This is a genomic window from Hyalangium gracile (assembly GCF_020103725.1).
GTDB lineage: Bacteria > Myxococcota > Myxococcia > Myxococcales > Myxococcaceae > Hyalangium > Hyalangium gracile.
Genome location: NZ_JAHXBG010000010.1, coordinates 169,955 through 191,308 on the forward strand (window position 1 = coordinate 169,955; position 21,354 = coordinate 191,308).

The following is a 21,354-nucleotide window of genomic DNA, read 5'->3' on the forward strand; positions in this document are numbered from 1 at the left end:
TCGGTCTGACATTTCCCGGGGGCAGCGCTCGGGCTCCCGGCCCACATCCGCGCCTGCGCCCCGGGTAGGCTTCACCCCAGGCTGTGGAGCCGACTCCGCAGGTCGGTCCGCCCGGGGAGCTGGCGGTGTGTTCAGGTCTCCGGGGAGACCTGTTGTGGCGCGGTGAGGCCCGAGGTGTAGCGCCAGAAGGCGGGCAGCAGGAACCCGCAGAGGATGACGCCCACCACGCAGAGGATGCCTCCCGAGGTGATGGAGACCCGCGTCGAGGTGAGCGAGGCGATCCAGCCGGCCCGAGCGTTGCCGATCAGCGGGCCGCTCAGGTAGCTGATCATCTCGATGCCCGCCATGCGGCCTCGCATCTCGTTGGGGATGGTCTCGTTCCAGATGACGCCTCGGAACAGGCCGCTCACCATGTCCGCGGCCCCGGCCAGCCCCAGGAAGAAGAGCGCGAGCGGCAGGTTCGGCGCCAGACCGAACGCCACCATCGCCACGCCCCACAGGCCCGCCGCGATGACGACGGCGGCGCCCCGGCGTCGGACCCGCCCGGTCCAGCCGCTGAAGGCCGTGAGGACCAGGCTGCCCACGGACATGGCGGAGAACAGGGCGCCGGCCGCCGTCGCTCCGCCCCACCCCTCGGCCATCGCGGGGAACAGGGCGGTGGGGAAGGCGAACGTCATGGCCACGATGTCCACCACATAGGTCCCGATGAGCTCCGGCCGCCTCATCGCGTAGCGGAGCCCCTCGAGGACGCTGGCGAGCCCCGGCGCATGAGCTGTCTCGGGCGGAGGCATCTGCCGCATCATCCACAGCATCGCCAGCGCGAAGAAGAACGAGACGAAGTCCACGAAGTAGGCCAGCTTCGTGCCGCCCGCCGCGATGAGGACGCCACCGAGCGCGGGCCCCGCCACCATGCCCACGGTTCCACGAAAGGACCCCAGCGCGGCGATGGCTGGCAGGTCCTTCGTCTGGACGAGCTTCTGGGTCATCGCATCCATCGCGGGGCGGTGGAAGCCGTTGGCCGCCTGCGTGAGCGCGGAGATGACGAAGATGGCCGCGAGGCTCGGCTTGGGCAGCAGCGAGTTGACGGTGAACCCCAGCGCTCCCAGGCACATGAAGGCCTCTGCGGCCAGGAGCAGCTTGCGGCGGTCCATCGTGTCCGCCACAGTGCCTCCCACGAGCCCGAAGACGAGGACCGGGACGAGCTGCACCGTGCCCAGCAGGCCCACCATCAGGTTCGACTGGGTGAGCTCGTACACCTGATAGGGGACGGCGACATAGGTGATCATGCTGCCCAGGAACGAGACGAGCTGTCCCATGAACAGCAGGCGGTAGTCCCGGTACCGCCGCAAGGGTGAGAGATCGATCAACATCGTGTGGACCCGGTCCGGCGCATCGGAAGGAAGAGCGGTCGCATGGCCGCAGGCTCCCGAGGAGTGTCACAGGAGCCACCTCGAAGGGAAGCGGAGCCTTCCACGCCTCTCTCCGGGTACGGCAGCGCCTCCGAGGTGACAGTGCCTCGCCCGAGACGTCGCCCAGGCTTGCACACGCGCCCCGGCATTGTTCAACTCTTCTTGAACAATCCGGAGGAGAGCATGCAGGGAATCGCTGGAAAGATCGCGCTCGTCACGGGGGGCAGCTCGGGCATCGGTCTGGCCACGGCCCAGGCCCTGGGTCGCGCGGGAGCGAAGGTGGCCATCGCCGCCAGGAATGCGGACCGAGGGGAGTCCGCCGTCCGGGCCCTGCGGGAAGCAGGAGCCGATGCCCTCTTCATCGCCACCGACGTCTCCCGCTCGGACGAGGTCCAGCGGCTGGTGGACGGCGTGATGGAGCGCTGGGGACGCCTGGATCTGGCCGTGAACAACGCCTCGCTGGCGGGGCTGCGACTGGCGCCCCTGGCCGAGCTCTCGGAGGAGGAGTTCGACCGGACGGTCTCGGTGTCGCTCAAGGGCGTCTGGCTGTGCATGAAGCACGAGCTGCCGGCCATGCTCCGTGGAGGCGGAGGCGCCATCGTCAACGTGTCCTCGGTGAATGGGTTCTCGGGGACGCCCATGGCGGCGGCCTACTGCGCGGCCAAGCATGGGGTGCACGGCCTCAGCCGGACGGCGGCCATGGAGTACGGCGGGAAGGGCGTGCGCGTGAACGTGGTGTGCCCGGGCGCGCACCGCACTCCCATGCTGGAGGGGGTGTTCGCGAGCGTGTCTCCGGGGGCTCCCGAGCAGGCGGAGGCCATGTACAACTCCCACATTCCCCTGGGGAGGATCGGTGCTCCCGAGGAGTCGGCGCGCGCCATCGTCTGGTTGCTGTCGGCGGAGGCCTCCTACGTGAATGGCTCGCTGCTGACCGTGGACGGGGGCCTGGCAGCTGGGATGAGTTAGGCACCTGTGCCAATGCAACGGCCTGGCCAGGGAGGCGCCCTGGGAGCGAACCGGTACCCAACTGGTATGACAAGCAGACCAGTTCGGACAGAGTCCGTCTGGCAGGAGGGCGGCTCCAGGCACCCATGAAGAAGACGCTGCTGCTGCGAGAACCCCACCAGGTGAGGGTCCTGGCCCATCCGCTCCGAATGCGCATCATCGAGGCGCTCCGCGCCCAGGAGGCCTCTCCCAAGCAGGTGGCGGAGATGCTGGGGACGAAGCCAACGCGGCTGTACCACCACTTCTCGGCGCTGGAGGAGGCGGGGCTCATCACCGTGACGGGGACACGGCCGCGACGGGGCGCGGTGGAGCGGCTCTACCAGCCTACGGCTCGGAGCTTCGTCGTGGACCGAGCCCTCTTCGAGGGTCGACAGCGCCGGCAACACGGCGCGGACGTCACGAGTGCCGCCTCGACCATGTTCGCGGTGACGCTGGACGAGCTGCGGACCGGCATCGAGGCCGGGACGATTCCGCTGACGGACCGCGAGCGCGTGGAGGTGGCCAGCCTGCGTCTCCCGCTTTCCCCACGGGCGCTGCCGCGGCTGATGCGGCAGCTTCGGAAGCTGCTGAAAGACTTCCAGGCCGCCGAGGCGCACGAGGACGGTGAAGCCGTGCGCCTGACGCTGGCGTTGTTCCCTGTCGGTCCGAAGCAGGTGGGCCCGCGTCAGTCCCGGTAGCCGCGCGCCTGCAGGTGGAACAGGTGGGCGTAGCGCCCGTCCTTGGCCATCAGCTCCTCATGGCTGCCCAGCTCTTCCACCTGCCCGTTGTGGAGCACGGCGATCTGGTCCGCCATCCGCACCGTCGAGAAGCGGTGCGAGATGACGATGGCGATGCGGTCGGCAGCCAGGGCCTGGAAGCGCTCGAAGAGGGCGTGCTCGGCCTCCGCGTCGATGCTCGCGGTGGGCTCGTCGAGGATGAGCACCTCCGCGTCCTCGCGCATGAAGGCGCGGGCGACGGCCAGCTTCTGCCACTGGCCCGCGCTGAGCTCCTGCCCCTTCTCGAACCACCCGCCCAGCATCGTGTCGAACTGCTGGGGCAGCGCCGAGATGACGGGACTGGCGCCTCCGAGGTCCGCCGCGCGGACGATGCGGTTGCGGTCCTCGAGCGCCGGCACGTGTCCCAGCCCGATGTTCTCCGCCACGCTGAACTGGTAGCGGACGAAGTCCTGGAACACCGCGCCGAAGCGGCTGCGCAGGTCCTCCACGTCCATGTCGCGCAGGTCCACGCCTCCGTAGAGGATGCAGCCCTCGGTCGGCTCGTAGAGGCGCAGCAGCAGCTTCACCAGCGTGCTCTTGCCCGCTCCGTTCTCTCCCACCAGCGCCAGCTTCTCCCCGGGCTTGAGCGTCAGCGACACATGCCTCAGTGCCCACGCGTCCTTGCCGGGATACTTGAAGGACACGTCCCGCAGCTCGATGGAGTTACCGCGGCCGTGAGGAGGCTTGAGCGGGGGCAGGACGCGCGGCTGCTCCGCGCCGGTGGGGATGTCCAGGTACGCGAACAGGTTGCTCATGAAGAGCGCGTCCTCGTACATGGAGCCGATGCTGGTCAGGATGCCCTGGAACGCCGCCTGCCCCTGACGGAACACCGCCAGATACATGGCCATGTCACCCACTGAGATGGCGGAGGAGGCCGCCCGGCTCGCGACGAAGGCATAGCAGCCGTAGAAGGCGGCCAGAGACAGGATGCCCAGCCCCAGCCCCCACCCCATCCGCTTGAGCGCCAGGGCCCGGTCCTCATTGAAGAACTTCTCGAAGAGCGTGCGGTAGCGGCCCAGCACCAGGGGGCCCAGACCGAACAGCTTCACCTCCTTCACGTGGTTGTCCCGCGTGAGGATCCACTCCAGGTAGTTGAGCTTGCGGCCCTCGGGGGCACGCCACGAGTAGAGACGGAACCCCGCGGCCGCCAGGCGGGCCTCGGCGATGAAGGCGGGGATGGACGCGGCCACCAGCACGGCCACGCTCCACGGCGCCAGAGACACCAGGAGCGCCGCGTACGTGGACAGCGTCACCACGTTGCGCGCGATGGTGAACACCTGCATCACGAGGGAGAGCGGGCGGCTGTTGGCCTCACGCCGCGCGTTCTGCATCTTGTCGTAGGTGTCCGAGTCCTCGAAGTGCCGAAGCTCGAGTTCCAGCGCCTTGTGGAGGATGCGCTCGTTGAGGAGGTTGCCCAGGTTGGCGCGCAGCAGCTCCCGGGTGAGCGCCAGGCTGCGCTCCACCAGCGCCGAGCCCAACATCAGTCCGAACTCCAGCCCCACCAGCTCCATCACGTGCGAGCGGAGCGCCGGGTCTCCACCGCTCTTTGCCGCCGCCACCACGCCGTCGACGATGAGCTTGCCCACGTAGGCGATGGCCGCGGGCAGCAACGCCGCCACGAGCGTCAGCCCCCCGAGCATCACCGCCAGCTTGGGGCTGGACTGCCAGAAGATCCGGAACGTGCCCGGGAGCTGCTTGAAGAGGCTGCCCGCGTTCTTCAGGCGGGACGTGAGTGAAGCCGGAGGGGATGCGAGGGGTGGAGCCACGATCCGCTGTTACTAATCGATTCGCGGCCGGTCCGCTTGCCCGCCCATCCTCCCTATATCTGTAGCGAGGAGGAAGAGTCCCACGACGCCCCTGGCCTGGTGCCGGGCACATCGCTATCGTGTGGGCATTCCACTCACGGCGCGTGGGCCTTGGCCACCAGCACGTCACAGCTGGCGCGCATCACCAGCTGCTCGGGGAACCCGGGCCCCGGCAGCGGCGACTCCTCGCCACTCATCCCCAGCGCCAGTAGATCCGAGCCCCGCTCCTCCGCCTCCGCCAGCATCGCCTCCACCAGCGGCTCGCCGCACCGGATGGAGACCTCGCACTCCCGCCCCGCCTCCCGGTACGGCGCCAGGAACCGACTCAGCGCCTTGCGCGCCGCCAGCTCGAGCTCCTGGCGCACCGACAGCCAGTGCTCCTTCGACGTCATCCCCGCGTGCCACAACCCCGGCGCCAGGCACGGCGCCGGCACGTGCACCACGTCCACTCCCACCGGCGCCGGACACAGCCGCAGCGCCAGCTCCAGCGCCCGCCGCGAGTCCTCCGACAGGTCCACCGCCACCAGCGGCCGCTGATACGCCCGCGACGGATGCGCCCCCACCACCAGCAGCGGCGCCTCCATCCGACGCACCAGGCCTCGCACCGTCGCGCCTCGCTCCTGCCCTCGCGCCGCATGCGGGCGCCCCACCACCGCCACCTCCACCTCCAGCCGCCGCACCGCCCCGGAGATCTCCTCCACCGCATCCCCCGCCCGCAGCTCCTCCTTCACCTCCACCGGCTCCCGCTCGCGCAGCCTCCGACGCGCCGCCCCCGCCACCCGGCTCAGGCAGCGCCCCTCCAGCAACATCTCCCCGGGCACCGGAATCAACGGCAACTGCTTCGCCGCGTGGAACAACGTCAGCGAGGCCCCTTCGACCAGCGGCAGCCGCAGCGCTCGCGCCAACGCCAGGTCCGAGCACATCGAGAAGTCCGTCGCCACCAGCAGCCGCGTCAGCCCCCGAGCCTTCTGGCTGGCGTGCAGCAGCTTCTTGAGGAATGGGTGCGGCGTGACCGTCGAGCCCACGTCGAGATGTGAGGTTCCAGCCATCGCGACACCTCCATCCTCCTCTCTTTTGAAGCTTCAGACTCCGGGACGTCGCCGCCACCTTTTCGGGAACAGCCCGCTCCCCCGCTCGCAGGGCCTGCTCCCTCGGCCACGCCCCCCCACCCGTCGCCACACCGCCCCCTGCGTCGCTCGGGATGCGGCCGCGTGCAGCCCCTGGCACAACGGGACGCTCTTCCGTCCTCCAGTCCACGCCCTGTCGGAAGGAATTACAGGAGTGTGCGCAGTTCCACGCACTTGCGCGCAGGCAGGCATGCATCCCGCAACCACAAATCGGCTCCTTGCCGTGTCCGCTCCGCGACACGCTCCGGCTCCGCGCGAGCCGCAGCGACGGCCAGCCCTTTGCAGAGGAACAGGGCGTCAGTTGGGGAGCTGCCGCGGTGACAGAGCGGGAGCGTAGAAGGGGGAACAGCCATGCGCGGAGTCATCACAGGACGTGAGGTGGTCGCCAACCTCGGCCTCATCTACCGGGAGTTCGGCGCGAGCTGCCTCGTGCGCTGTCTGTGGGCGCTCGTCAGCGGCAAGTCCACCACCTTCCTCGAGGTGGCCTGCCAGTGCGAGCGCCACCCCTGAAGACACGAAGGGCCGCAGGGAGCTGCACCCCCCACGGCCCCTCAGTCCCCCCTTCGCCGGTCCGAGCCTACGGCTCCTCCCGGCGGCGATCCGGATCCACCGCGTCCTTGATGACACGCTTGGCGTCCTCGATCTTCTCCTTCACGTTGCCCTTGAAGGTGTCGGCCTTGCCCTCGGCCTCCAGCTCACGGTCGCCCGTGGCCACGCCCGTCGTCTCCTTGATCTTCCCCTTCGCCTTGTCGGTCCACTCACCCATGGTGCTTCCTCCTGTGTCGTGTGCGCCGTGGCGCCCCGAGTCAAAGGTGGGCACACACTTCAAGGCTGGCAGGCGTCGGGACCACGTCCGCTCGCACGCTCTCCGAGGAGCGGGGCTCAGTCCGCCAGGGGTTCCGGAAGCGGCGCGAGCCCGCCGCTCACGCTCAGCACCGGCAGGCGGAGTGTCCGCGCCAGCTCACCCATGAGGGCCCCGAGCCGCGCCAGGCGCTCGCGGGGCTCCGGACGTCCCTCCTCGAAGCTCGCCGCATCCAGATACTCGAGCTGCGCCGAGGCCCGGCCGTGGAGCGTCCCCAGCCTCGCGTCGAGCGCCTCCAGCCGCACGTGCATCGCCTCGAGGAAGGCCGTGGCACGGCCGAGCTCTCCGCACGCCGCGTCGAAGGCGCGAATCGACTCGCTCTGCGCCGACGTGGGGCCGCAGGCCGCCGCGGGATAGAGCGAGACACCGTCCACGATGACGGCCGGCGCCTGCTCCTTCAGCCAGCCCCGCTCGAGCCACTCCAGCATCGGCGCCAGCTCCGGCGGCGCCACCTCGCCCACGCCCAGCAGCGCCCAGGCCCGGCGCGCCGAGGGAGCCACGGGCTCACGGGGCAGCGCACCCACCGCGACAGCGCCCTCGGGCGTCAGCACCTCGGCGGCCCGCGCGTGCTCCCAGCGCTCCAGCCGCTCCAGCAGCTCGCGGAAGGGGAGCGCCGTCTGCTGCCACGCCAGTGACTGGCGCTCGCCGTACGTGCGCGCCCGCTCCTTCACCCGCTGACGCGTGGCCCGGAGCGTCTTCACCGCCTCCTGGTGCCGCGCCCAGGCCTCCCGGCCCGCGGTGCCCTCCGGGAACGGCGGCGGCGGCGAGAGCTCCTCCAGGGCGCGCTTCAGCCCGAGCCCCAGCGTCGTCAACGCGATGCCGCCGAGTGCGACGGGCAGAAGGAAGAACATGCGGACACCTCCACCCGCACCCTAATCCGCTCCCACCCGCGAGCCGATCGCCGCCCGCGCGCTCCCCTTCTCCTCAGGCGGGCCTGCGAAGGCTCCACCCCTGAAGCCCACCTCGCAGGAGCGGAGCGCATCAGGCCGCGCCACCTGAAACGGGCCGAGGGCGACCCGAGTCCTCATCACCCCCATGTCCAGTCCACCCTCCCTGCCGGGCGAACCGTGGCCGTACTGGTCTGCTTGTCATACCAGTTGGGGCCAAGTCCGCGCACAGGGCGCCTCCCTGGCCAGGCCGTGGCCCTGGCGCAGGCCCCTTCCCGCCAGATGCATGAACTTCTTCGGAATGGCTTAATCTCTCGGGTGAGCACGGGTGGCTCCCTCTCCCACCCTGGTCCTTCCCATGACGACTTCAGCCCTCTCCGCCCATGAGCGTTGCGCCGGCGCGCTTCGCCTGCTGTTCCTCGGCGAGTTCGCCCTCCTCCTCCTGAGGCTCCTCCGCATTCCGGCGGACGCCCTCTTCATGGCGCATGTGGCTTCCTCCGGAGCGGGGCTGCGGATGTACTTCGCCGCGTACACGCTGATCTCCCTGCTGCCCGAGGGGCTCGTCGTGCTCGGCCTCCTGCGCTTCGGAGCGTCCCTGGAGAACCCGACGGTGCGCCGGTGGTCGTGGGCGACCGTCAGCCTCCTCGGTGTCCAGGTGGCCACCAGCCTCACCGGAATGGCGCTCTCGTGGGCCATGGAGGGCAGGAGAGGACCGGCAGGCACCGTCCTCTCCGTCGTCGGCAACGGGGTGTTCCTGGCCTTCCTCGCGGCGATGCTCGTGACGGTGTGGAAGGGGTGCCGGAGCCTCGAAGCCCGTCCGCCTCGGGAGCTCTTCCTGGCCATCGGGGGCATCTCGGCGCTGGTCTTCGTGGGGCGGCTCCTCAGCCACTTCCTCCAGCCCGGCGACCCGGATCTGCCGACCCTGTACATGGTCCTGCAAGGTCCCACCCTGGCCAGCGCTGGCCTGCTGGTGGGAGCCCTCTTCCTGACCCGCGCGGAGTTGCTGCGCGCGCGGGAGGCACAGCCCGAGGACTCGGAGTGGAGCGCCGCGCGGAAGGGACTCCGCCTGTGGCTCTGGGGCCTGGTCACGCTCGTGGGCGGGGGCCTCCTGGCGTTCGCGCTCGTGCTGGCGAGCTGGGATTCCAAGACGACCGTCGTCGTGGCGTTCTGCGCCCCCTTTGTCCTCCTGGCCATGGGCCTCTTCCAGTACGCGCGCGTGCCGGAGGCTTCCGGTGCGCGAGTGCCCGCCTACGTGGCCGTCAGCCTGTTCGTGCTCGTGTTCTCATCCATCGCCTGGGTGGCCCACCCGGTGTTCTCGATCGGGCTCCGCGTGCTCAGCCTGACCGGCATGGCCTTCCTCGTCCGCTCCTTCATCCGGGCGGCGCCCTCCCTTGCCGACACCACGAGGCACGTGGGCCAGGTCCTGCTCATCTCGAGCGCGGCGACGTTCGGGCTGGTCCTCTTCGCGGCGTCCGACGACATCCTGCGCCTCCTGTACTTCGTGGCGGCGCTGGTCAACCTCATCTACGGAGTGCGCTTCATCGTCCTGGTGAACCGGCTCAGGCGCGAGCTGGGGCCGGAGGCCGAGGCCACCGCGGCGGCCCCCGTGTTCTCCCAGGTTTGACGCGAGCCGGGCTCAGCCCGCGCGCACCTGGGCCGCGGGCAGCCCCTCCAGCGGCGGCACATAGGGCCACTGCGGCAGCGCGCCCTTGCCCGCCTCGCGCGTGAGGTAGTCGGCCGCGATGTTCGCGCTCTCCATGATGGTGAGCAGCCCGCTGCCCGGGTGGGTTCCTCCGCCCACCCAGTAGAGCCCCTCCACCTCGCGGTTCTTCACCTTCGGGCGCAGCGGCCCCAGCTGCAGCCAGGTGTGCGAGAGGTTGAACACCGCGCCTCGGAAGACGTGGAAGTCGTCCCGCCACGTCTCCGCCGTGAAGTAGCGCTCCGCGCGGATGTGCCGGCGCACGTCCTTCAGCCCCACCTTCGCCAGCATGTCCGGGATCCGCTCGCGCAGCGCCTTCTCCGTGGCCGCCCAGTCCACCGGCTGCGCCGTGTTCGGCGTGGGCACCAGCACGTACAGCGTGGAGTGCCCCGCCGGCGCCCCCGAGGGGTCCGTCACGGTCGGGTTGCACACGTAGAAGGGCGGATCCTCCACGTCCACGAACCGGTCCTCCAGCGCGTCCCGGTCCGTGCGCCGCGCGTTCTCAGACAGGTAGATGAGGTGGTGCGGCAGGTCCGAGTACACCGTGTCCAGCCCGTAGTAGGCCATGAAGGTGCTGCACGAGTACTTCGCCTTCTCCAGCGACGCGTCCGACAGCCGGGTGCCCTGGCGCGCGTCCGGGGGGATGAGGTTCTGCGCCGCGTACGCCAGGTCCGCGTTCACCACCACCGCGTCCGCGTCCAGCGTCTGCCCGCTGGCCAGCCGCACCCCCACCGCGCGCCCCGCGTCCACGCGCACCTGCTCCACCGCCTCGCCCATGCGGAAGGTGGCGCCCAGGTCCTCCGCGCACTTCATCATCCCCCGCGACAGCGCCCGGAAGCCGCCCTCCACGTGCCACACGCCGAAGGCCAGCTCCAGGTACGGAATCACGCTGAACACCGAGGAGCACGTGGTGGGGTGCAGCCCCAGGTACTTGGAGGGGTAGGACAGCGCGTACGTAATCCGGTCGTCGTGGAAGAACGAGTCCAGGTGCCGGTACAGCGTCTGCCACGGCTTGAAGCGCAGCGTGGGCGCCAGCCGCCACGGCGCGTAGTACCCCAGGCTGCCGGCGTTGGTGGCGATGAACTTCTCGTAGGCGATGGCGTACTTCTCCCGGCCCTCCTCCAGCCACGCCCGCAGCGCGCGAGGCTTGTCGGCGCCGAACCTCGCCACCTCCGCCTCCATGCGCGCCGGGTCCTTCGAGGTGTCCAGGTACGTGCCGTCCCAGAAGTGCACCCGCGTGTTCGGGTCCAGCGGCACCAGCTTCACGTAGTCCTCGAGCCGCTTGCCCGAGCGCACGAAGATGCGCTCCAGCACCCCGGGCAGCTGGAGGATGGACGGGCCGGTGTCCAGCGCGTACTCGCCGCGCTCGCCCAGGGTGAGCCCCTTCATGCGCCCCCCCGGCAGCGTGTCCTTCTCCACCACGGTGACCTTCAGCCCCTGGCCCGCCAGGTTGATGGCCACCGACAGGCCTCCCGGGCCGGCTCCCACGACGATGACGTGTCGCACCATGCCCCCTACGATGCCCGGGACGGCCCGGCGTTGCAGCAAGCACGTGGCTTTCCGGAGAACCTGGAGCCCCTCTTTCCTCCGGTACACAGCTCGTCAACGAGGTGGTTCCCGAGCCCGGGAAGCCCTGTTAAGCGAGGGGGCTACACCGTGGCTCCCGCTCCCCCATGACGCCCCTGCCCCGTGAGGTGCTCCTCTTCACCCTGGAGGGCCAGCGCTACGCGCTGCCGTCGGCGGATGTGCGCGAGCTGGTCCGCGCCGCGCTCCTCACCCCCCTGCCCCGCGCGCCCGACGTGGTGGAGGGCCTGCTCAACCTGCGCGGCGAGCTGCTGCCCGTATTGGACTTGCGCCGCCGCTTCCGGCTGCCCCCGCGCCCGCTGTCCCCCTCGGACCACTTCATCGTCGCCCAGGCCGGAGCGCGCCGCGTCGTCCTCCGGGTGGACCGCACCGAGGAGATGCTCGCCATCCAGCCCGGTACGCTGGATGAGACGCCACGCACCCTGCCCGGCGTGGGCTATGTGGCCGGCGCCGTGAAGCTGCCCGACGGGCTGGTGCTCGTGCACGACTTGAGGACCTTCCTGTCCGAGGCCGAGGCGCTCGCGCTGGACTCGGCCCTCTCGGGTGCCCGGGAGGGCGTGTGAGCTCCGGACCGCTCCCCTGGAGCGACATCGGCTATGCGCGCGTCTTCGAGCGCGTGCAGGAGCGCGCCGGCCTGCTGCCCCCCACGTGCGTGCCCGCCGCCGAGGAGGGCATCGCCCGCGCCATGGCCCGCGCCAGGGACTCGGACTTCTCCTCCTATCTGGAGCGGATTACGTCGGACGCGGCGGCGCTCGATGACCTCATCACCGAGCTCACCATCGGAGAGACGTACTTCTTCCGCACGCACGAGCACTTCGACTTCCTGAGCCGGCAGGCGCTCCCCGAGCTGCGCCGGCTGCGCCCTCCGGAGCACACGTTGCGCGTGTGGAGCGCGGGCTGTGCCTCCGGCGAGGAGCCCTACTCGCTCGCCGTGCTCTTGATGGAGGAGGGGTTCGGGGACCGCATGGAGGTGCTCGCCACGGACATCTCCCGCGCCGCGCTCGCCCGGGCCCAGGAGGCCAGCTTCGGCCTGTGGTCCTTCCGCGGCACCCGGGCCGACCGGATGCGGCCCTTCCTGCGCCAGGAGGGGCCGCGCTACGTGCTCGCGCCCGAGGTCCGCCAGCGCGTCCGCTTCGACTACCTGAACCTCGCGCTCGACACCTGGCCCTCTCCCGGCAGCGGCATCCACGACCTGGACGTCATCTTCTGCCGCAACGTGCTCATCTACTTCACCCGCGCCACCATCGAGGCCGTGGCACGCAGGCTCCACGCCAGCCTCGCGGACCAGGGCTTCCTCGTCACCGGCCCCTCGGATCCCTCGCTCATCGGCCTGGCGCCCTTCGAGCCCTTCCTCACCGAGTGGGGCGTCGCGTACCGCCGCCTCCCCGCCGAGGCGCCCCGGGTGCTGCCTCCCTCCAGGACGCGCTCCCAGACGTCGCTGCCCGTCATTCCCCCGCTGCCTCCCCCCGCGCCTGCCCCGAGGGCGGCGCCTCCGGCTCCCGCGCCCCGCCCGCCGCCCGCCGCTCCCATGGCCCCGAAGCCCTCCGAGGCGCTGGAGCCCGCGCGACAGGCGCTGGTGCGCGGAGACTGGCGCGAGGCGGCACAGCTGGCCGGCGCCCAGAAGGACAGCCCCGAGTCCTCCGTGATGGCCATCCGGGCCCTGGCCAATGTCGACGCGGAGGCCGCCGTGAGGGCCTGCGCCGAGGCCGCCGCCCGGCACCCCATGGCGGTGGAGCTGCGCTACCTGGAGGCCCTGCTGCTGCTGGGCCTCGGCCGGCTGGGTGAGGCCGAGCGCGCCGCGCGCCAGGCGCTCTACCTGGAGCCCTCCCTGGCCGTCGCCCACCTCACGCTGGGCCACGTCCTGCGGCGGCTGGGTGATATCTCCGGGGCGGTGCGCGCCTTTCGCACCGCCGAGGCGCTCTGCGCCACCCTGCCGCCCGAGGCGGCGGTTCCCCTCTCGGAGGGTGAGCGCGCGGGCAGACTGGCGGAGCTGGCGCGAGGCGAGCAGCGGCGGCTGGAGGCCATTGAGTCTCGGGAGAAGAGCTGATGGCGGAAGACAAGCCAGGACAGGTGCTGGACTGGGAGGCCGCCCGCGCGCGGCTGGCCCGGCTGGCCGAGGCCACGGAGAGCGCTGGCACGCTGAGCCCCGAGCAGGCCCGCGCCGTGCTGGAGGCCCGCGCCCGGGAGCTGGCGCGCACCTCCGCGCCGGAGAAGCCGGTGGGCGCCCTGCTGGAGGTGGCGCGCTTCCACTCGGCCGGCCAGGCGTACGCGCTGGAGACGCGCTTCGTGCACGAGGTGCTGCGGGCCCCCGAGCTCACGCCCCTGCCCGGCGCTCCACCCCTGCTGCGCGGCCTCACCCTGCTGCGCGGCGAGGTGCTGCCCGTGGTGGAGCTGGCCCCCCTGTTCGGCCGCCCGGCCTCGGGGCTCGGCGCCGTGGTCCTCACCGTGGGCGCCTCCCGGGCGGACCTGGGCGTGTGCGTGGAGACGGTGGAGGAGGTGACGCTCCTCTCGCGTGACGCCCTGCTGCCTCCGCCCGGCACCCTCTCCGCCGAGGCCGCGGCGCTGGTGTCCGGCATTCATCGCGACGGCACCCTCCTGCTGGAGGGAGCAGCCCTCCTGGGCGACAGTCGCCTCATCTTCGACGTCTCCGACGAAGGGAAGTCATGAGCATCGGGAAGAAGATTGGCGTGGGCTTCGGCCTGTCCCTGCTGGTCTTGCTGGCGGTGGCCGGCGTGGCCTACCAGGTCATCCAGCAGCTCACCCGCACCACCGAGGTGCTCCTCGAGACGCGCAACAACCTCAAGTACATCCGAGAGCTGCGCCTGGCCATCGCGGACGCGGAGACGACCGAGCGCGGCTACCTGCTCTCCGGCAACGAGGGGTTCCTGGCGCCCTACCGCTCGGCGCGCGAGAACCTGGAGGCCAACCTCCAGGCGCTGCACACGGCCCTGAGGGACGCGGACCTGCAGAACCGGCTGCGACGCATGGAGCCCCTGCTGCGCAAGCGGCTGGAGGAGCTGGATATGGGCATCCGCATCCGGCAGGAGAAGGGCGTGGAGGCGGCGATGGAGTTCGTCCGCACCAACCGCGGCCTGGAGACGATGCAGAACATCCGCGACCAGGTGGATCAGATGCAGGCCCTGGGTGAGCAGAGCTGGCAGGACCAGCAGAACGCGAGCCGGGAGAACGCCCAGCGCAGCATGATCTTCCTCATCATCGGCGCGGTGTTCGGCCTGGTCGTCGTCGCCGCCGGCAGCATCATCATCACCCGGGACATCACCCACCCCCTGGATCGGCTGATGAAGGGCGTGCAGGAGCTGGGGCGCGGCAACCTCGCCCACCGCATCGAGGTGCACAACGAGGACGAGACGGGACAGCTCGCCCGCGCCTTCAACACCATGGCCGAGCGCCGGCAGCAGTCGGAGTCCCAGCTCGCCAAGGAGTCGCAGCAGCGGGAGCAGAACCTGAGGACGGTGGCCGAGTTCGTCAACCAGCTGGCCGGCGCCACCTCGCAGATCCTCTCCAGCACCAGCGAGCAGGTGGCCAGCGCCCAGGAGCAGGGCAGCGCCGTGTCCGAGACGGTGAGCACGGTGGAGGAGATCGCCCAGACGTCCGAGGAGGCCGCGGGCCGGGCGCGCGCGGTGAGCGAGTCCGCCCGCCAGTCCGAGGAGCTGGGCCGCACCGGGCGCCAGTCGGTGGACGAGGCGGTCTCCGCCATGGCCGCCGTGAGGGCGCAGGTGGAGTCCATCGCCGCGCGCATCCTCGCCCTGGCCGAGCAGGCCCAGGCCATCGGCGACATCATCAACACCGTCAACGACATCTCCGAGCAGACGCACATGCTGGCGCTCAACGCCTCCATCGAGGCCAGCCGCGCCGGTGAGCATGGCCGCGGCTTCGCGGTGGTGGCCGCCGAGGTGAAGGCGCTGGCCGACCAGTCCAAGAAGGCCACCGCCCAGGTGCGGCAGATCCTCGGCCACATCCAGAAGGCCACCCACTCGGCGGTGATGACGACCGAGGAGGGCACCAAGAGCGTGGCCATGGCCACCCGCGTGGTGGGCCAGGCGGGCTCCACCATCCAGACGCTCGGGGAGCTGCTGGCCCAGGCCTCGCTGACGGCCGCGCAGATCGCCGCCTCCGCCAACCAGCAGGCCACCGGCATCGGGCAGATCCGCCAGGCCATGCGGGACGTGAACCAGTCCTCCCAGCAGGCGCTGTCCTCCACGCGGCAGACGGAGCGCGCGGTGCAGGACCTCAACGCCATGGGCCTCAAGCTCAAGGGCATGCTGAGCGACTACGGACGCTGATGGACCGGGACAGGCTCGCACAGGCGCTGATGGCCACGTTCCTCGAGGAGCTCGAGGGGCACGTGGCCGCGCTCAACAGGGACCTGCTGGCCTGGGAGAAGGCCTCCAGCCCCGCGCGCGCCCAGGAGCTCATCACCTCGCTGCTGCGCACGGTGCACAGCGTGAAGGGCGCCTCGCGCGCGGTGAGCCTGACCCTGGTGGAGACGGCCTGCCACCGGCTGGAGGAGGTGCTCGTCGCCCTGCCGCAAGGGCAGCCGACCTCGCCCGAGGTGTATGAGCTGGGCTTCGCCCTCGCGGATGCGCTGGATGACGCGCGGCAGAGGCTCGCCCGGAAGCAGGACCTGGTCGGCTCTCCGCTGGAGGCGCTGCTGCCTCGGCTGGCGGCGGCGGCGCAGAGACAGCCCTCCGCGGTGGCGTCCACCCCTCCTCCCGCTCCGCCCGAGCCCGCGCCCCGCGCGCCCGAGCCTCCCGCCGCTCCCGCCACGGAGGCCCCCGTCGCCGAGACGCTGCCCGTGCGGGTGTCCGCGCAGAAGCTGGACGCGCTGCTGTCGCGCAGCGGTGAGCTCCGCGTGTCGAGCCTGCGGCTGGAGGGGCGCGCGGAGTGGGTGGAGACGCTGCGCGAGGAGCTGGCCTCGCTGCGCTCCCGCCTCCAGGGCTCCGAGGAGGCCTCCGCCCGCAGGTTGGAGGCCCGGCTGGGACAGCTCTCCCGGGAGCTGCTGGCGGATCGGCTGGCGCTCTCCCAGGCCGTGAGCGGGCTGGACGAAGAGGTGCGACGCGCGCGGACCCTGCCCTTCGCGGAGGCCTGCGAGGGGCTGGAGCGCACCGCGCGAGACGTGGCCCGCGGCGCCGGCAAGCAGGTGCGGCTGGAGGTGCATGGCGGAGCGCTGGAGCTGGATCGCTCGCTGCTCCAGGGCCTGCGCGAGCCGCTGCTCCACCTGGTGCGCAACGCCGTGGCCCACGGCCTGGAGACGCCCGAGGAGCGCCGCCGCGCGGGCAAGCCGCCGGAGGGGCGCATCAGCCTCGCCGCCAGGCTGTCCGGAGGCCGCGTGCAGGTGTCGGTGGAGGACGACGGGCGGGGGCTGGACCTCGACGCCATCCGAGCCCGCGCGAGGGCCCAGGGGTGGGATGTCCCCGAGGGCATCGACGCCGCCCGGCTCATCTTCCGCCCAGGCCTGTCCACCGCCTCGCAGGTGACGTCCGTCTCGGGGCGAGGCGTGGGGCTGGACGTGGTGCGCTCCCAGGTGGAAGGGCTCCGGGGCAGCGTGGATGTGTCCTTCCTGCCGGGCGCGGGCACCCGCTTCGTGCTGGATGTGCCGCTCACCTTGAGCACGCTGCGGGTGCTGCTGGTGAGCGCGGGCGGGCAGCAGTTCGCCCTCCCCGCCGAGAGCGTGGAGCGGCTGATGCGGCTGGCGCCCACCGAGGTGCGCGAGGTGGAGGGACGGCAGGTCTGGGTCGCCCAGGACGTGCTGGTGCCGCTCACCTCGCTAGCCAGCGTGCTGGGCCTGCCCGCCGGGGTTCCGCGCGCCCGCCTCGCCACGGTGGTGCTCGCCTCGGGCTCGCTGCGCGTGGCGCTGGGCGTGGACGAGGTGCTGGCCGAGCAGGAGGTGCTCGTCCGCGGGCTGGGTGCCCGCGTGCGCCGGGCCCGCCACGTCTCCGGCGCCGCGGTGCTTCCCGACGGGAAGATGGCGCTCCTGCTCCACCCCGCCTCCCTGATTCGCATCGCCGAGGGCCTGCCCCACGCCAGCCTCTTCCCCGCGCCCACCGCGCGCCGGGCCCGCCAGCGCATCCTCCTGGCGGATGACTCGCCCACGACGCGGGCCCTGGAGCAGAGCCTGCTGGAGGCCGCGGGCTACGAAGTCCTGGCGTGCGCGGACGGCGCCGAGGCCTGGGAGCGGCTGCAGCGCGTGGGCGCCGACGCGCTCGTCACCGACGTGGAGATGCCGCGCATGGACGGCTTCGCCCTCACCGAGGCGGTGCGCACCTCGCCGCGCTTCTCGCGGCTGCCCGTGGTGCTCGTCACCGCCAGGGACAAGCCCGAGGACAAGACGCGCGGCCTCGAGGTGGGCGCCAGCGCCTACCTGGTGAAGAGCGCCTTCGATCAGACGAACCTGCTGGAGACCTTGAGGCGACTGCTATGAACGCCAACCTGCCCAACCCGCTGCGAGTCGTGGTGGCCGAGGACTCGCCCACCGCCCGCCGCCTGCTGGTGGAGATCATCCGCGCCGACCCGGGGATGCAGGTGGTGGGCGAGGCCAGGGACGGGCTCGAGGCGGTGGAGCTCACCCAGCGGCTGCGCCCCCACCTGGTCACCATGGACATCCAGATGCCGAACATGGATGGGCTGCAGGCCACCCAGCGCATCATGACGGAGGTGCCCACGCCGGTGGTGGTGGTGTCCACGCTGGTGGAGCGCGACATCCAGACGTCCATGGCCGCGCTGCGCGCCGGAGCGCTCGCCGTGCTGCAGAAGCTGGTGGGCCCCGAGTCCCCGGACTTCGAGCGCGAGAGCCGCCACCTGCGCGACACGCTCAAGGCCATGGCCGTGGTGAAGGTGGTGCGCCAGTGGCCCCAGCGCGGGCGGGTGTCCACCTCGCTGCCTCCCGTCACACCCGTGTCGAGGACCCGGCCCTCGGTGCTGGCCATCGCCGCCTCGACGGGCGGGCCCGCGGCGCTCCACCGCATCCTCTCGGGGCTGCCGGAGAACTACCCCCTGCCCATCCTCGTCGTGCAGCACATCGCCCTGGGCTTCGCGGAGGGCATGGCGCAGTGGCTCGACTCCGTCACACCGCTGGAGGTGAAGGTGGCCAGCGAGGGCGAGCTGCTGAAGCCGGGCACCGTCTACATCGCCCCGGACGATCGGCACCTCGGCGTCACCTCGGAGGGGCGGGTGCAGGTGTCGAACGCGGCGCCCGTGGGGGGCTTCCGGCCCTCGGGCACCTGGCTCTTCCGCTCGGTGGCGCGCGCCTACGGCTCCAGCGGCATCGCGCTCATCCTCACCGGCATGGGCCAGGACGGCCTCGAGGGCGTGCGAGAGCTACGCCAGGCCGGTGGGCGGGTGCTGGCGCAGGACGAGGCCACCTCCGTCGTCTACGGCATGCCCGGAGTGGTGGTGGGCGCGGGGCTGGCCGACGCCGTGCTCCCGCTCGACGGCATCGCCGCCCACGTGAGGGAGCTGGCCGCTCCGGCCGCGGGCTGAACCTCCGGGCTCGCGGGCGCGGAGGGCTTGAAGGTCAGCCGCAGCGCCTCGATGAGCCGTCCCAGCTCCCACACCCGGAGGTAGCGGATGCGCAGGTGGACCTGGCGGTTGTGCACCTGAGCGTCCACCCTGGGAGGAAAGCGGGTGTTGTCCTGGAAGAAGCGCTTCAGCGTCTCGAGGAAGCTCTCCACCGGCGCCTCCTCCGGCTCCAGCTTGCCATGGCCGGGCCAGGCGCGCCGGGCCTGGATGGCCGCCCTCAAGTCATCCGCGGTGCAGTCCGCGAAGGGCTTGGCGATCTGCAGTCCCCCTCGGCGCGGAATCTCGATGGGCGTGGAGCCCGGCTCCTTCCTGTCGATGTGCCAGATCCAGATGTGGGCCAGCCGCAGGTACTCCAGGAGCGCTCCGAGGCTGGCCATGCCGTACTTCTCACACACCGCCAGGGGGAAGGCCCGCGCCACCGCCCCGTACATCGTCAGCGTCGACTGCGAGAGCACCCGGACGTGCCGGCGGAAGTACTCGCGCGTCGTCCGGTACCCGCGATTCACCGCCAGCCGGCGGGCCACGATGTGGTTGTAGAGCAGGCCGATGCGGTAGTGGCCAGCCGTGCCCTGCATCAGGCACTGAAGGATGCCGTCGTGGCACTGCTCGAGCGTCATCGTCCAGGGGATGATCTCCGCGTTCTTCTCGTTCATGGGTGTCTGCCTCGTTCTGGGAGTGGTGGAGCGCAGCGCCCCAGAGCAGGATCCAGACCAGACAGGAAACCCTTTGAATTCAATGGGTTGGGAAAACCGAGAGCCTCCCCGAAGTCCCACGGCATGGATCGGCGGGTCCACGGGCCTGGACGGATGGCGGTGACCCGGGCAACTGTTCTCCATCATCAGATAGGGCCTTGAACAAGCAGCCGAGCCCCTGGACACTCCGGGGGTCCAAGGAACAAATCTCCCCCCGCTGTCTTCTTCCTGCGCGTGAGCATCCCCAGAGTCATGAGCGAGCAGACCGATACGTGGGCCCAGGTCTTCACGGCCCTTCCGGATCCGGCCTACCTGCTCGACGAGACAGGCCGCATCTGCGCATGCAGCGCGGCCGGCGCGCGCACCCTGGGCCTGGAGCCCTCGCAGCTCCTCGACCGCCGCTGGGGCGAGCTCCCCGTGGAGCTTCAACTGCTCGCCCGTCTGGAGACCGAGCGGACCCAGGTGCTCGCCACCGGGCTGCCCCGCTCCGTGGAGCTCTCCTGGCCCACGCCCGAGGGCACCAGCCTGCATGCCTTCCAGCTCACGCTCGTGCCCGGCGCGGCCGGAGCAGGCGCGCGGGTGCTGGTGACGGCGCGCTCGCTCTCGGAGGCGGAGACCGTCTATGCCCGCGCCCTGGAGCTGGAGCAGGCCGCCCGCGCCGAAGTGGAGGCCGCCGAGCGCCGCCGCTCCTTCCTCTATCAGGCGATGAGCACGCTCTTCGCCCACCCGCCGGACCCCCAGGCCATGTACACGCTCCTGGCCCACCTGGCCGTGCCGGACCTGGCGGACTGGTGCCTGGTGGATGCGCTCGAGCAGGGCGCCTGGGTGTCTCGCGTGGCCTCCGCCTGCCTGGACCCGACCCAGGAGGAGAAGGTCCGCGCGCTGCCCCAGCGACTGGAGCTGCGCCCGGATGCGCCCATCGGCCTGCTGCGCGTGCTGCGCACCGGTGAGTCCGAGCTGGTGCCCGCGGTGACGGACTCGCTGCTGCGCGCCGCCGCCGCCGAGCCCCACCACCCGGTGCTGCTCTCCGTGCTCCAGGCCCGCTCGTACATGATCGTCCCGCTGCGCGCGCGCGGGAACACGCTCGGGGCCGTCACCTTCGTGGCCTCCAGCTCCGGGCGACGCTACGGGCAGGAGGACCTGGCCCTGGCCGAGGACCTGTGCCAGCGCGCCAGCCTCGCCATCGACAACGCGCGCCTGTTCGGCGAGTCGCGCCGGGCCACCCGCGCCCGCGAGGACCTGCTGGCCGTCGTCTCGCACGACCTGCGCAACCCGCTGAACGTGGTGCAACTCGGCTCGGCGCTGCTGCTGCGCGAGCGCCCCGGCGTCCCGCGCGACGAGCACGTCGTCAAGCACGCCACCCGCATCCGCGACGCGTCGGACCGGGCGCTGCGGCTCATCTCGGATCTGCTGGACTGGGGCCGCCTGGAGGAAGGGCACCTGCCGCTGGAGCTGCGCGAGGAGGACCCGTCGACGCTGCTCATGGAGGCCGTGGACAGCATCCGCGCCCTGGCCGAGGCCCACCACCTCCACGTCACCCTGGATGTGCCCGACGAGCTGCCGCGGGTGCGGTGTGACCGGACGCGCGTGCTCCAGGTGCTGGGCAACCTGCTGGGCAACGCGGTGAAGTTCACCGAGGCCGGCGGACAGCTCACCGTGAGCGCCCGGATGCGCGGCCACGAGATCCGCCTCCACGTGCGCGACACGGGCAAGGGCATCGCCCCCGAGCAGCTGCCCTACGTCTTCGATCGCTACTGGCAGGCCAAGGACGCGGCCAGCCGTGGCACGGGGCTGGGGCTGGCCATCGCCAAGGGCCTGGTGGAGGCCCACGGCGGCCGCATCTGGGCCGAGAGCACTCCGGGTGAGGGCAGCACCTTCTCCTTCAGCCTGCCCGCGCTGCAGCTGTCCCAGCAGCCGCCCGCCGAAGACGCCCGCTCCTGACGGCTCCGCCCCTGCCGCGGCGCGAGGCGACAGCCGGCGCCTACCTCCG

General features: G+C 71.5%; 18 protein-coding genes. 11 read left to right on the forward strand and 7 right to left on the reverse strand.

The features are described 5' to 3' along the window. Positions 1-131: 131 nt before the first annotated feature. Positions 132-1,370, reverse strand: coding sequence for an MFS transporter (locus tag KY572_RS21785; RefSeq protein ID WP_224244839.1), 1,239 nt, complete (start codon positions 1,368-1,370; stop codon positions 132-134). Between the two features lie 222 nt (positions 1,371-1,592). On the opposite strand from KY572_RS21785, the gene KY572_RS21790 reads away from it, so the two are divergent. Both KY572_RS21790 and KY572_RS21795 read left to right on the forward strand, forming a co-directional pair. Next, positions 1,593-2,375: an SDR family NAD(P)-dependent oxidoreductase gene (locus KY572_RS21790; protein ID WP_224244840.1), complete on the forward strand. Its 783-nt coding sequence runs from the start codon at positions 1,593-1,595 to the stop codon at positions 2,373-2,375. 125 nt (positions 2,376-2,500) lie between these two features. Beyond that, positions 2,501-3,091: an ArsR/SmtB family transcription factor gene (locus tag KY572_RS21795; RefSeq protein WP_224244841.1), complete on the forward strand. Its 591-nt coding sequence runs from the start codon at positions 2,501-2,503 to the stop codon at positions 3,089-3,091. On the opposite strand, the gene KY572_RS21800 is transcribed toward KY572_RS21795, so the two are convergent. Together KY572_RS21800 and KY572_RS21805 are read right to left on the reverse strand one after the other, a co-directional pair. Then, positions 3,079-4,935 carry an ABC transporter ATP-binding protein gene (locus KY572_RS21800; protein WP_407659984.1) on the reverse strand — a complete coding sequence of 619 codons (1,857 nt, stop codon included), beginning with the start codon at positions 4,933-4,935 and terminating at the stop codon, positions 3,079-3,081. The two genes, KY572_RS21795 and KY572_RS21800, sit on opposite strands and share 13 nt — an antisense overlap. A 134-nt stretch (positions 4,936-5,069) precedes the next feature. Continuing rightward, positions 5,070-6,023 (reverse strand): universal stress protein, encoded by a 954-nt coding sequence (locus KY572_RS21805; RefSeq protein WP_263451879.1) that lies wholly within the window; start codon positions 6,021-6,023, stop codon positions 5,070-5,072. A gap of 429 nt (positions 6,024-6,452) precedes the next feature. Here KY572_RS21805 and KY572_RS21815 point away from each other — a divergent pair, with 429 nt between their 5' ends. After that, complete coding sequence (locus tag KY572_RS21815) at positions 6,453-6,611, forward strand: hypothetical protein (RefSeq protein ID WP_224244842.1); 159 nt, start codon at positions 6,453-6,455, stop codon at positions 6,609-6,611. A gap of 67 nt (positions 6,612-6,678) precedes the next feature. Here KY572_RS21815 and KY572_RS21820 read toward each other — a convergent pair whose 3' ends face one another. Continuing rightward, a complete protein-coding gene (locus tag KY572_RS21820) occupies positions 6,679-6,867 on the reverse strand; it encodes a CsbD family protein (RefSeq protein ID WP_224244843.1) in 189 nt (62 codons plus the stop codon). 116 nt (positions 6,868-6,983) lie between these two features. Then, positions 6,984-7,814: a hypothetical protein gene (locus tag KY572_RS21825; protein ID WP_224244844.1), complete on the reverse strand. Its 831-nt coding sequence runs from the start codon at positions 7,812-7,814 to the stop codon at positions 6,984-6,986. A 394-nt stretch (positions 7,815-8,208) separates the two neighbouring features. Between KY572_RS21825 and KY572_RS21830 the strand changes: the two genes are divergently transcribed. Continuing rightward, entirely contained in the window at positions 8,209-9,474 is a 1,266-nt protein-coding gene (locus KY572_RS21830) for a hypothetical protein (RefSeq protein WP_224244845.1), read from the forward strand. Between the two features lie 12 nt (positions 9,475-9,486). On the opposite strand, the gene KY572_RS21835 is transcribed toward KY572_RS21830, so the two are convergent. Continuing rightward, on the reverse strand, positions 9,487-11,058 hold the full coding sequence (locus KY572_RS21835; RefSeq protein ID WP_224244846.1) for a phytoene desaturase family protein: 1,572 nt from the start codon (positions 11,056-11,058) through the stop codon (positions 9,487-9,489). A 164-nt stretch (positions 11,059-11,222) separates the two neighbouring features. Between KY572_RS21835 and KY572_RS21840 the strand changes: the two genes are divergently transcribed. The 6 genes from KY572_RS21840 to cheB are packed head-to-tail and all read left to right on the forward strand — an operon-like array spanning position 11,223 to position 18,633. After that, positions 11,223-11,696: a chemotaxis protein CheW gene (locus KY572_RS21840; RefSeq protein ID WP_224244847.1), complete on the forward strand. Its 474-nt coding sequence runs from the start codon at positions 11,223-11,225 to the stop codon at positions 11,694-11,696. Beyond that, positions 11,693-13,180, forward strand: coding sequence for a CheR family methyltransferase (locus tag KY572_RS21845; protein WP_224244848.1), 1,488 nt, complete (start codon positions 11,693-11,695; stop codon positions 13,178-13,180). Before KY572_RS21840 ends, KY572_RS21845 begins: the two co-directional genes overlap by 4 nt. Continuing rightward, positions 13,180-13,800, forward strand: a complete 621-nt coding sequence (locus KY572_RS21850) for a chemotaxis protein CheW (RefSeq protein ID WP_224244849.1) — start codon at positions 13,180-13,182, stop codon at positions 13,798-13,800. The genes KY572_RS21845 and KY572_RS21850 overlap by 1 nt, the downstream gene beginning before the upstream one ends. Beyond that, the gene (locus KY572_RS21855; RefSeq protein WP_224244850.1) at positions 13,797-15,437 is read left to right on the forward strand and encodes a methyl-accepting chemotaxis protein; all 1,641 of its coding nucleotides are present in this window, start codon (positions 13,797-13,799) and stop codon (positions 15,435-15,437) included. The genes KY572_RS21850 and KY572_RS21855 overlap by 4 nt, the downstream gene beginning before the upstream one ends. Further along, the gene (locus KY572_RS21860; RefSeq protein WP_224244851.1) at positions 15,437-17,575 is read left to right on the forward strand and encodes a hybrid sensor histidine kinase/response regulator; all 2,139 of its coding nucleotides are present in this window, start codon (positions 15,437-15,439) and stop codon (positions 17,573-17,575) included. Before KY572_RS21855 ends, KY572_RS21860 begins: the two co-directional genes overlap by 1 nt. Beyond that, positions 17,572-18,633: a chemotaxis-specific protein-glutamate methyltransferase CheB gene (cheB, locus tag KY572_RS21865; protein WP_407659985.1), complete on the forward strand. Its 1,062-nt coding sequence runs from the start codon at positions 17,572-17,574 to the stop codon at positions 18,631-18,633. Before KY572_RS21860 ends, cheB begins: the two co-directional genes overlap by 4 nt. Here cheB and KY572_RS21870 read toward each other — a convergent pair. Beyond that, entirely contained in the window at positions 18,525-19,325 is an 801-nt protein-coding gene (locus KY572_RS21870; RefSeq protein ID WP_224244852.1) for a hypothetical protein, read from the reverse strand. The genes cheB and KY572_RS21870 overlap by 109 nt on opposite strands. A gap of 291 nt (positions 19,326-19,616) precedes the next feature. Between KY572_RS21870 and KY572_RS21875 the strand changes: the two genes are divergently transcribed. Beyond that, a complete protein-coding gene (locus KY572_RS21875; RefSeq protein WP_224244853.1) occupies positions 19,617-21,305 on the forward strand; it encodes a sensor histidine kinase in 1,689 nt (562 codons plus the stop codon). Positions 21,306-21,354 lie beyond the last annotated feature (49 nt).

What these genes read in the sequence shown, in the direction of transcription:
- KY572_RS21785 (WP_224244839.1), bottom strand. Translation starts at nt 1,370, where the DNA reads ATGTTGATCGATCTCTCACCCTTGCGGCGGTACCGGGACTACCGCCTG.
- KY572_RS21790 (WP_224244840.1), top strand. Translation starts at nt 1,593, where the DNA reads ATGCAGGGAATCGCTGGAAAGATCGCGCTCGTCACGGGGGGCAGCTCG.
- KY572_RS21795 (WP_224244841.1), top strand. Translation starts at nt 2,501, where the DNA reads ATGAAGAAGACGCTGCTGCTGCGAGAACCCCACCAGGTGAGGGTCCTG.
- KY572_RS21805 (WP_263451879.1), bottom strand. Translation starts at nt 6,023, where the DNA reads ATGGCTGGAACCTCACATCTCGACGTGGGCTCGACGGTCACGCCGCAC.
- KY572_RS21815 (WP_224244842.1), top strand. Translation starts at nt 6,453, where the DNA reads ATGCGCGGAGTCATCACAGGACGTGAGGTGGTCGCCAACCTCGGCCTC.
- KY572_RS21820 (WP_224244843.1), bottom strand. Translation starts at nt 6,867, where the DNA reads ATGGGTGAGTGGACCGACAAGGCGAAGGGGAAGATCAAGGAGACGACG.
- KY572_RS21825 (WP_224244844.1), bottom strand. Translation starts at nt 7,814, where the DNA reads ATGTTCTTCCTTCTGCCCGTCGCACTCGGCGGCATCGCGTTGACGACG.
- KY572_RS21830 (WP_224244845.1), top strand. Translation starts at nt 8,209, where the DNA reads ATGACGACTTCAGCCCTCTCCGCCCATGAGCGTTGCGCCGGCGCGCTT.
- KY572_RS21835 (WP_224244846.1), bottom strand. Translation starts at nt 11,058, where the DNA reads ATGGTGCGACACGTCATCGTCGTGGGAGCCGGCCCGGGAGGCCTGTCG.
- KY572_RS21840 (WP_224244847.1), top strand. Translation starts at nt 11,223, where the DNA reads ATGACGCCCCTGCCCCGTGAGGTGCTCCTCTTCACCCTGGAGGGCCAG.
- KY572_RS21850 (WP_224244849.1), top strand. Translation starts at nt 13,180, where the DNA reads ATGGCGGAAGACAAGCCAGGACAGGTGCTGGACTGGGAGGCCGCCCGC.
- KY572_RS21855 (WP_224244850.1), top strand. Translation starts at nt 13,797, where the DNA reads ATGAGCATCGGGAAGAAGATTGGCGTGGGCTTCGGCCTGTCCCTGCTG.
- KY572_RS21860 (WP_224244851.1), top strand. Translation starts at nt 15,437, where the DNA reads ATGGACCGGGACAGGCTCGCACAGGCGCTGATGGCCACGTTCCTCGAG.
- cheB (WP_407659985.1), top strand. Translation starts at nt 17,572, where the DNA reads ATGAACGCCAACCTGCCCAACCCGCTGCGAGTCGTGGTGGCCGAGGAC.
- KY572_RS21870 (WP_224244852.1), bottom strand. Translation starts at nt 19,325, where the DNA reads ATGAACGAGAAGAACGCGGAGATCATCCCCTGGACGATGACGCTCGAG.
- KY572_RS21875 (WP_224244853.1), top strand. Translation starts at nt 19,617, where the DNA reads ATGAGCGAGCAGACCGATACGTGGGCCCAGGTCTTCACGGCCCTTCCG.